Source organism: Kitasatospora sp. MBT63, assembly GCF_000710465.2.
Taxonomy (GTDB): domain Bacteria; phylum Actinomycetota; class Actinomycetes; order Streptomycetales; family Streptomycetaceae; genus Kitasatospora.
In genome coordinates this window covers 27,026-36,344 of sequence record NZ_JAIZ01000846.1, presented here as the reverse complement: position 1 = coordinate 36,344, position 9,319 = coordinate 27,026, and the positions used below count along the sequence as shown (strand labels likewise).

Here is a 9,319-nt window from a genome sequence, read left to right as displayed (position 1 = left end):
GCGTCGGCGGCAACCTGGCCGCCGCCCTCACCCGGGCCGGCCACGAGGTGACCGTCGCGGACCGCGCGCCCGGCGACGCCGCCGACGCCGCCCGCAGCGCCGAGGTCGTCATCAACGCCACCCCCGGCGCCGGCTCCCTGGAACGGCTCACGGCCCTGCGGGACGAGCTGCGCGGCAAGATCCTCATCGACGTCTCCAACGCCACCGTCGACGGACCGGACGGACTGCCGGGCGACCTGATCCACCCCGGCTCGAGCCTCGCCGAGCAGCTCCAGGAGGCACTCCCCGACACCCACGTCGTCAAGACGCTCAACACCATGCTCTTCCCGGTGATGACCGCCCCGGCCACCCTCACCCGGACGCCCACCGCGTTCCTCTCCGGCGACGACCCGCAGGCCAAGCAGACCGTCCGCGACCTGCTCACCGACCTCGGCTGGCACCAGGACTGGATCACCGACCTCGGCGCAATCCGCACCGCCCGCGCCACCGAGGCCGCCATCCTCTTCGTCCCGCACGTCATCCGCGCCGACGGATTCACACCCTTCGCCATCTCGATCGCCCGCTGACCCGCACGGCGCACCGCTCCTGCGGGCAGGCTCAGCCGAGTGCGGCTTCCTCACGGTCGAGGTCCTGCTGGATCGTTCGGCGGGTGGTGTCGCTGATCCGGTGCTCGTCGTAGAGACGGTGCAACTCGCTGTTCTGTACGGCGATCACCGCGTGCCGCAGCTCGCGGTAGGTGGCGTCGACGGTGCTGCCGTCCGGGCCGTCGACACTGCGGTCGAGGCGGGCGCTGAGCCCGCGCCGCACCCGGTCGATCACGGCCTCGGGCATGACCTCCAGGGTCGCGAGCTCCTCGACGTGGGCGAGGGCGACGTGGTTGAGGGTGTCCCTGGCCTCCGCCTCCTCACGGGCGGTGTGCTCGGGCTCCAGCGCCAGGCCGGAGCGGTTGACCACGGCCGCCAGCGTCAGCCCCTGGACGACCAGGGTGAACACCACCACCGCCGTGGTCAGCACCAGCACCAGCGGGCGTCCCGCCAGCGGTGTGCCGTCGCTCGCGAGCAGCGGGATCGACAGGGCGGCGGCCAGCGGCATCACACCACGGGTACCGGCCCAGGTCACCACCCCGGCCACCCGCCAGGACATCCGGCCCCGGGAAGGCCTGACGGCCCGGGTCAGCGGCAGCGTCGACAGCACCCGGACCGCGATCAGCACGGCGGCCAGGGCCAGGGCCTGCACCGGCCACCACCCCGTACCCGCGGGCAGGTCCCGCACCAGGGCGGGCAGCTCCAGACCGACGATGCTGAACACCACGCTCTCCAGGATGAACACCACCACCGCGTAGACGGCGTGCAGTTGGAGGCGGATGTGGGCGTCGGTGAGGCGGTGGCCGCCTCGGCCCAGCAGGACGCCGGCGACCACGACCGAGGTGATCCCGGAGGTGTGCCCGGCCTCCGCCACCACGTACGCCGCGTACGGCGTGACCAGGGCGATCACCGTCTCCAGCACCGGGTCGGTGGTGCGGCGGCGGATCAGCCACACCAGCCCGGCCACGGCGGCGCCGATCAGGCTCCCGCCGCCGCCGAGCAGCAGGAACTCCCCGCCGGCCGCGAGCAGGCTCACCGCACCGCCCGCCGCCACCGCGATGCCGACGGCGACCTTGAACAGCACCAGCGAGGTGGCGTCGTTGAACAGGCTCTCCGCCTGCACCAGGACCTGGACGCGGCCCGGCAGCGCGAGCCGGCGGCCGAGCGCGGTGACCGCCACCGGGTCGGTGGACGCGAGCACGGCGCCCAGCACGAAGGCCATCGCGGGCGGCAGGCCGGTCACCGCGACCGCCACGAATCCGACGGCCGCCGCCGAGGCGAAGACCAGGCCGAACGCGAGAATCGTCACCGGCTTCCAGACCGTGCGCAGATCGCGCAGCGACAACTCCTCGGCGGAGGCGTACAGCAGCGGGGGCAGCACGACCAGGGCGATCGCCTGGGGCGGGATGTGCAGCGCGGGAACGCCCGGTATCAGCGCCACGCCGATCCCGGCCAGCACCAGCAGCGAGGGTGCCGGCACGCGCCAGCGGCGGGCGAAGGTGGCCACGGCGGTTGCCAGTACCACCAGGAAGAGGACGATCCCCACGGCGCGCATCTGCGAAAGACCCCATCACGAGGAGCGGGGTCGCTGCCGCCCGATCGCTGCAGTCGTCCCCCGAGCCGACCAGGCTTCCCGGCACACCAGGACGATTTTATCGGGACCTTAGCAGCGCCGGACAGGGCGGGTGCGGCGCGCGGCCGCGGGACACGCCGCCGCCGAGCCGCGCACGCCGGCCGACACCGCCCGTCCCGTACTGCCCGTCCCGGCGGCCCGGAGTCGTTACTCGAAGCGGGTGGGGTCGCCGGCCCCGTACCGGACGATCTCCGCGGTGCCGCCGGAGAAGTCGACGACCGTCGTCGGTTCCGTGCCGCAGTCGCCGGAGTCCACCACGGCGTCGAGCACGTGGTCGAGCCGTTCCTTGATCTCCCACCCCTGCGTCATCGGCTCGGCCTCGCCGGGCAGCAGCAGGGTGCTGGAGACCAGCGGCTCGCCGAGTTCGGCGAGCAGGGCCTGGGTGACCGTGTGGTCGGGGATCCGTACGCCCACGGTCTTCTTCTTCGGGTGCAGCAGACGGCGCGGCACCTCCTTGGTGGCGGGCAGGATGAACGTGTAGCTGCCCGGGGTCGCCGCCTTGACGGCGCGGAAGACCGCGTTGTCGATCTGGACGAACTGCCCCAGCTGGGCGAAGTTCTCGCACATCAGGGTGAAGTGGTGGCGGTCGTCGAGCCGCCGGATCGACCGGATCCGTTCGACGCCCTCGTGGTTGCCCATCCGGCAGCCCAGCGCGAAACAGGAGTCGGTCGGGTACGCGATCAGGGACCCGGAGCGGAGGCTGTCGGCCACGGTGCCGATGGTCCGGGCCTGGGGGGTCTGCGGGTGCACATCGAAGTACTTCGCCATTGGCCGACCTTACGGGATCGGCCCCGGCCGGCGACAATCCATGACGCATTGCCACGGGGACGATCAAACCGGGCGCAGCCGGCGCACACCCTGCACCCGGGTCCCCGGGTCGCCCGCGTCACTGCGCTCGACGACCCGGAGCCGTACCGACGACGTTCGGCTGCGCCGGTGGGCGACGCGGCTCCCGTCGGCGATGGGGGATCAGAAGTTCAGCACCGGCGGGAACCAGGGGCGGACGATCTTGAGGCGGTAGGCCATGGACACGTCGTCGACCAGGAACGGCACCTTGTTGGCGCTGTCCTCGACCACCATGAAGGAGAGGATCGCGGTCTTCTCGGCGGTGGAGAAGAAGGCGTCCGGCAGGGTGACGGTGACCTGCTCGTAGGCGCCGTTCCCGTCCTTGTTGGTGCGGCTGGCCAGCAGGTACGGGGTGCCGTCCGGGGCGGTCGCCTCGACGTCCAGCTCGCGGTAGGCGAGGCCGCCCGGGCCCTGCGGGGGGACGCGCAGCCAGAAGGTGAGGACCGGAACCCGGTTGGCAGGTATGGTCACCTGCTGCGTGATCCGGTTGACGCCGGTGAAGCCCCGGCCGCCCAACTCGGCCTTCCAGCTGCCGGAGCGGGCCGGGTAGGCGGAGGACGCGTTGATCAGCTGGGCACCGCCGAAGGGCGTCGAGAACGACGACCAGCCGGTGTTCCCGGCCTCGAAGTCGCCGTTGACGGTGCCGACGGGCGCGGCCTGGGCGGCCGGGGCGCCCACCAGGCCGATCGCGGCCGCGGCGATGACGGCGGAGGCGCCGAGGCGCGCGCTCCGGAATCGCGAAGTCATGTCTCTCCAGGGTGTGGTGTCGCGCGCGACCCGGTGGCCGCGGCGGAGGTCGCACAGGGGTGACGGGGGAAGGCAGGACCCGGCGCCTCCGCGTGGTTCGGAGGCGGGATACGTCCGCGCGCCCCCGTGCAGTCGAAACATACCGTCAAGTAGTGACACCCGGACGGGCGAGGCAGCCGGGCTCGCCCGGGCAGCGTCAAGGGAGGAACGTCAAGCCACCTCCGCGTACCGGTTCAGGCGCGCCGGCCTCGTACGGCGCCTTCGAGCCCGCTCGCACGGGTGCGAAGCGGGCCGTTCTCCCGCCCCGGCAGGGGCGCACCCGCCAAGAAGGCGTGGTAGGCCTCGGCGGCATCCGGCTCGATCTCAGGGCCGGCGGGCCCGTAGCGGGTGTCGGTGCGGTCCCGCTTCGGCCCGGAGACCAAGAACTCCTCGTCGGTCTGCACGTCGTAGAAGTTCGCATCGGACATCCCCCCTGCCCGGCGCAGAGTCCTCCCGTGGAAGTACGCGGTGCTCCAGGTCCTCGAGAAGGCCACCCACCCGATCCACGAGGGTCCGCGGTCGGTGTCGTGACCGGTCTTCAACTGCACGAACATGAGACGTCGAGGCATACGGCTCAGAGTCCTGCACGGACCGCACCCGTGACCAGCCATTTTGTGCGCCCGCAGGACCTCGCCGCGCCGCCGGCAGGTGGGTACGGCCGATGTGTCCGGCACCCGTACGGCGTTGTCCGTGGCCGGCCGGCACCGGTCCGCCGCTGGGGGAGGTGCCGACCTCACCTGTGGTGGGGTCAGTCCGGTGTCAGCTCCGGGTCAGGCCGCCGGGGCATCCTGAGGGCACGTCAAGGGGCCGCGGAACACGGCCGGTCCCCGATGGGAGAGGTGCCCGGAGCGGTTCATCGGGTGCCTGGCCAGCGATGGCCGAGCAGGGTCCTTCGGGGCCCGCGCAGGTTCGAATCCTGCCCTCTCCGCCCCTCAGTCGTCGCGGTCGGGTGCGCTCATGTCGCCCGTCCGGGGTGTGCCGTCGGCGAGCCCGTAGCGAAGGTGCACGGTCCCGTTCAGACCGGCGGTCCGCGGTTCGAGGAGCGTGACGTCGGCGGGCACCGCGCCGCCGTCGAATACCTTCTTCCCGACGCCCAGCACGATCGGGTGCACCCAGAGGTCGAGCCGGTCGAAGAGCCTCTCCCGCAGCAGCGTCTGCACCAGGTTCAGGCTCCCGACGACCTTGACGTTCCCGTGCCGGTCGCGGACCTCCCGCACCGCGCCCGCCAGGTCCGGGCCGAGCAGCGTGGACCCGGCCCACGAGAGGTCGGGCCTACCGCTTCAACAGCGTCCCGAAGTACGTCGCCTCCCGCGCCGGGCAGGATTCGCGGCCCGTGCTTGGATGCTCTCCGGTCCGCCGACGGGTGGTCGGCCGCCCGGCCGGACGTCACCAGTGCCGGATCGGGGACCGTCGGGCGTCGGTGGGCCCCCCGGTGGGCTCCCGGCGGCCGGGGAGAGGGGCGGCCTGCGCCGGGACGGGGCTGTCGCCCAGGAGTTCGGCCAGGTCGGTGTCGTCGATCTCGCGCCAGCCGGCGAAGTCCGTGGTCATGTAGGCGCCCATCGGGTGGTCCGGCCCGCCCGCACCCGGGCCGCGGCGCCACCCGAACGCCACCTCGGCGGCCTCGGACGGGCACTGGAACCCGGCCGGCGCCTTGCCGATGTGAACGACCACGAACACCCCCTCGCCCGAGGGCCGGCCGTCCTCGAAGTGGCGGTAGACGGCTCCGGCGTGGAAGAACTGCTCCTCGGCCATCAGCTGCTCTCCCTTCCCGCCGACACGCGTCGCCCTGCTGTCCATGGTGCCGCGCCCGCCGGGCAATTCCAACGCGCCCGGCCGCCCAGCTCGAGCCGGGCCCGGCTCCGCCCGGCGGGACTCGGCGTGGCAGACCGACTGCGGGCCGATTGGTCACAGATAGTAGTGAGTGGTCCGCCTCGGTGGTGAACCGGCCGGCCCGGCGCGCTCGAAGGCGGGTGGATGGAGCCGGCCGTTCCGGGGCGGGCAATTGGCCGCGGGCGGACGAGGGAGAGTTCATGGGCGAGGCGAGGTCTCTGCGGCGGGCTCGTACGGGCAGTCCCGCCCCGGCCGCGCGGCGAGAGGCCCCGCAGACCGGCGCGGGCCTGGCCCGGCTCGAGGGGTACCTGGTCTGGGAGGCGGAGGTCTGCGCGGCCGAACGGGACGCCCAGCAGTTCGCCGGTCAGTTCCGCTGGCTCGCCCAGGAGCAGCGGGAGGAGATCGCGCAGGCGTACACCGGGGACCGGCTCTGCTACGCCCGGGGTGTGTTCGACCGGGCGTTCGCGCGGGCGGAGGAGATGGGACAGGACTACGCCTCGAAGTGCCGTCGGGCGGCCGGGCTGTGGGCCGCGGTCTGCCTGGCGGCGGTGGCGGTGACCGCCCTGCTCGCCGCGGTACCGGTGCTGCTCGACCACTGAGGCCCCGCCTGCCGTGCGCGTACGCGGGTCACCGGCCCGGACGGCCGGAGACCCCCGCGGTGCGGAGGTCTCCGGTGGTGAGGACGGTCGGTTGTGGTGAGGGCGGTCAGTGGTGGCCGTGGCCGCTGCTGATCGCCTCGTGCTCCTCGGCGGTGGGCTTGGGGATCTGGCCCGTGCTGCCGAAGTAGCTCTCGGAGAGCTTGTAGCGCAGGACGTCGAGCCGGCGCGGCTTGCCCTTGCGGTTCGTACGGACGGGGAGCGGCTCCGGGCGGGGTTGGTCGTGTGCCGTGAACTTGTACAGGTCGCCCTGCGCGAGCGGGGTGTGCACCTCGATGAACTCGCCGTGCGGGAGACGGCGGATGATCCCGCTCTCGCGGCCGTGCAGCACCTTCTCCTTGTCCCGGCGCTGCAGGCCCAGACACCACCGTTTGGCGATGAAGAACACGATCACCGGGACGACGAAGAAGCCGACCCGGACCGCGTCGGTGATGACGTTGATCGACAGGTGGAAGTGGGTGGCGACCAGGTCGTTGCCGCCGCCGATCAGCAGCACCAGGTAGAGGGAGATCCACGCGGAGCCGAAGGCCGTGCGGACCGGTGCGTTGCGCGGCCGGTCCGCGATGTGGTGCTCGCGCTTGTCACCGGTGATCCACGCCTCGACGAAGGGGTAGGCCCAGATCGCGACCAGGACGAGCGGGAAGATCACGAGCGGCAGGAAGACGCCGAGGTTCAGGGTGTGCCCGCCCCAGACGGAGATCTCCCAGCCGGGCATGACCCGGACCAGACCCTCGGAGTAGCCCATGTACCAGTCGGGCTGCGCGTCGGTGGAGACCTGGTCGGGCCGGTAGGGGCCGTAGGCCCAGATCGGGTTGACCGTGGCGATGGCCGACATGGCCGCCACGATGCCGAAGACCAGGAAGAAGAAGCCGCCGGCCTTCGCCATGTAGACCGGCATCAACGGCATGCCGACGACGTTCTTCTGCGTGCGGCCGGGCCCCGCGAACTGGGTGTGCTTGTGGTAGAAGACCAGGATCAGGTGCGCGGCCAGCAGGCCGACCATGATGCCCGGGATCAGCAGGACGTGGACCGTGAACAGACGCGGCACGATGGCCGTCCCGGGGAACTGGCCGCCGAAGATGAACATCGACAGGTACGTCCCGACGACGGGCACCGAGAGCACCGCCCCCTCCATGAAGCGGATGCCGGTGCCCGAGAGCAGGTCGTCGGGGAGCGAGTAGCCCATGAACCCGTCGAACATGCCGAGGATGAGCAGCGTCGCGCCGAAGATCCAGTTCAGCTCCCGCGGTTTGCGGAACGCGCCGGTGAAGAACACCCGCATCATGTGGACCAGCATCGACGCCACGAAGACGATGGCCGCCCAGTGGTGGATCTGACGGATCAGCAGGCCACCGCGGACCTCGAAGCTGATGTTCACCGTGGAGGCGTACGCGTCGGACATCCGCACGCCGTCCAGCGGGGTGTAGGAGCCGTGGTAGGTGACCTCCGACATGCTGGGCTGGAAGAAGAGGGTCAGCCAGACGCCGGTGAGGATGATGATGACGAAGGTGTAGAGCGCGATCTCACCGAGCATGAAGGACCAGTGGTCCGGGAAGATCTTCCTGAGGTTGGACTTGGCGAGGGCGTAGATGCCCAGGCGCCCGTCGGTCCAGTCGGCCAGGGCCTCGCCCGGGCCGGCCGGCTCGGCCCGGGTACTGGCCGGGGCCGCCTTGGAGTCCGGACGCCGCCGGTCAGCCCGCATGCCCGCTCCCCGGGTGGGCCGCCCGAACGCCGGAGCGGCATGAGTCGTGCACGGAACGCGTGGCCGGCGGCTGGAGCCGGCGGATCGATGTGATCACGGGACCTCTCGACGGGCGGGCCCGGGCCGTGCGGCGGCCGTGTGGCTGCGGCGCCGGAATCCCCTCGGGTCGCGAGCCGGACCACCGTGGACCGGGGCGACCGGGGATATCACCGGGAGTAGTTGATTGGCTACCCAACCATGTTCGCGCGGCCGGAGTGCCGGTGCACGCTCATCCGGTGCTCTCCGCGGCGTGTCGTACGTGGGTGTCTGCGCAGGTGCCCGCACGGAGGGCGCCGCCCCCAGCACCTCGATCCGCGCCGCCCGGAGCTCCCGCCGACTCCCGGACGCCGGGAGTCCGGCCTGCGGACGGCCGACGGTGCCGGTAGTCGGTGCCGGTTGCCGGTGCCGGACCGCCGTCCGACGATCGACAGTAGGGCAGCGGTAGCAGGGCAGCGTTCCCGGCGCCGAGGAGTGCTTCGGCGGGCCCGGCGCGTCGCATGTCCGCAGCGAAGGGCGAGCCGGCGAAGGAGCGAGTCATGGCATATCCAGTGATCGTCGGGGTCGACGATCCCGAGAGCGCGGGCGCGGCCGTCGACTGGGCCGCCGACGAGGCCCAGTCCCGGGGGATGAGCCTGCGCCTTGTCCACGCGTGGCTGTGGGAGCCCGACCAGGCTCCGGAATCGCTGGACGCCCGGGCTGCACGAGGGGCGGGCGAGGAGGCGCTGCGGATGGTCGCCGACCGCGTCGCCGCCCGGCACCCGGGCCTCGAGGTCGGCAGCGAGGTCGTGGACGCGAGCCCCCGCGAGGCGCTCGTCGCCCTCAGCTCCTCGGCCGGCCTGCTCGTCCTGGGCTCACGCGGGAGCGGCGGGTTCCAGGGGCTGCTCGTCGGATCCACGAGTCTGCACGTCACCGCCCATGCCGCCTGCCCGGTCGTCGTCGTCCGGGCCGCGGCCGCCGAGGCGTCGGACGGCGTCGTGGTCGGCGTGGAGGGCCGCGATCCGTCGGACGAGATCCTCGAGTTCGCCTTCGACAGCGCCCGCCGCCGCGGCCTGCCGCTGCGGGCGATCCACGCCTGGAGCTACCCGATCGTCCTCGGCCCGGGGCACGCGCTCCCGCCCGTGTACGAGTCCGGCCACGTACTGGCCGAGGAGCAGCGGCTCCTCGCCGAGGTCATGGCCGGCTGGCAGGAGAACTACCCCGACGTCCCGGTGGAGGAGGACGCCGTACGCGCCGGACCCGCCAA

The 9,319-nt window shown here is 72.4% G+C and carries 10 protein-coding genes and 1 pseudogene; 4 read left to right on the top strand and 7 right to left on the bottom strand.

All coding sequences use genetic code 11. From position 1 onward, the window contains the following. The coding region (locus tag AA75_RS44645) for an NADPH-dependent F420 reductase (RefSeq protein WP_033826302.1) at positions 1-566 on the top strand (566 nt) is incomplete at its 5' end. 31 nt (positions 567-597) lie between these two features. On the opposite strand, the gene AA75_RS44640 is transcribed toward AA75_RS44645, so the two are convergent. From AA75_RS44640 to AA75_RS44625, 4 genes are all read right to left on the bottom strand, one after another. Further along, the gene (locus AA75_RS44640) at positions 598-2,139 is read right to left on the bottom strand and encodes a Na+/H+ antiporter (RefSeq protein ID WP_033826301.1); all 1,542 of its coding nucleotides are present in this window, start codon (positions 2,137-2,139) and stop codon (positions 598-600) included. Positions 2,140-2,364: 225 nt separating this feature from the next. Beyond that, positions 2,365-2,985, bottom strand: a complete 621-nt coding sequence (locus AA75_RS44635; RefSeq protein ID WP_033826300.1) for an L-threonylcarbamoyladenylate synthase — start codon at positions 2,983-2,985, stop codon at positions 2,365-2,367. A 201-nt stretch (positions 2,986-3,186) separates the two neighbouring features. Beyond that, entirely contained in the window at positions 3,187-3,810 is a 624-nt protein-coding gene (locus AA75_RS44630) for a hypothetical protein (RefSeq protein WP_033826299.1), read from the bottom strand. Between the two features lie 233 nt (positions 3,811-4,043). Beyond that, positions 4,044-4,418: a hypothetical protein gene (locus AA75_RS44625; protein ID WP_051814501.1), complete on the bottom strand. Its 375-nt coding sequence runs from the start codon at positions 4,416-4,418 to the stop codon at positions 4,044-4,046. Positions 4,419-4,682: 264 nt separating this feature from the next. Here AA75_RS44625 and AA75_RS48870 point away from each other — a divergent pair. After that, positions 4,683-4,777, top strand: a pseudogene (locus tag AA75_RS48870). Between the two features lie 4 nt (positions 4,778-4,781). Here AA75_RS48870 and AA75_RS44620 read toward each other — a convergent pair. Then, positions 4,782-5,078 (bottom strand): dihydrofolate reductase family protein, encoded by a 297-nt coding sequence (locus tag AA75_RS44620; protein WP_255369547.1) that lies wholly within the window; start codon positions 5,076-5,078, stop codon positions 4,782-4,784. 157 nt (positions 5,079-5,235) lie between these two features. Beyond that, entirely contained in the window at positions 5,236-5,601 is a 366-nt protein-coding gene (locus AA75_RS44615; protein WP_033826298.1) for a hypothetical protein, read from the bottom strand. Between the two features lie 278 nt (positions 5,602-5,879). Between AA75_RS44615 and AA75_RS44610 the strand changes: the two genes are divergently transcribed. Further along, positions 5,880-6,278: a hypothetical protein gene (locus AA75_RS44610; protein ID WP_051814499.1), complete on the top strand. Its 399-nt coding sequence runs from the start codon at positions 5,880-5,882 to the stop codon at positions 6,276-6,278. Positions 6,279-6,384: 106 nt separating this feature from the next. On the opposite strand, the gene AA75_RS44605 is transcribed toward AA75_RS44610, so the two are convergent. Continuing rightward, positions 6,385-8,037, bottom strand: coding sequence for a ubiquinol-cytochrome c reductase cytochrome b subunit (locus AA75_RS44605; RefSeq protein ID WP_033826297.1), 1,653 nt, complete (start codon positions 8,035-8,037; stop codon positions 6,385-6,387). A 575-nt stretch (positions 8,038-8,612) separates the two neighbouring features. Between AA75_RS44605 and AA75_RS46885 the strand changes: the two genes are divergently transcribed. Continuing rightward, positions 8,613-9,319: universal stress protein (locus AA75_RS46885; RefSeq protein ID WP_199520586.1), on the top strand; the 707-nt coding region annotated here is incomplete at its 3' end.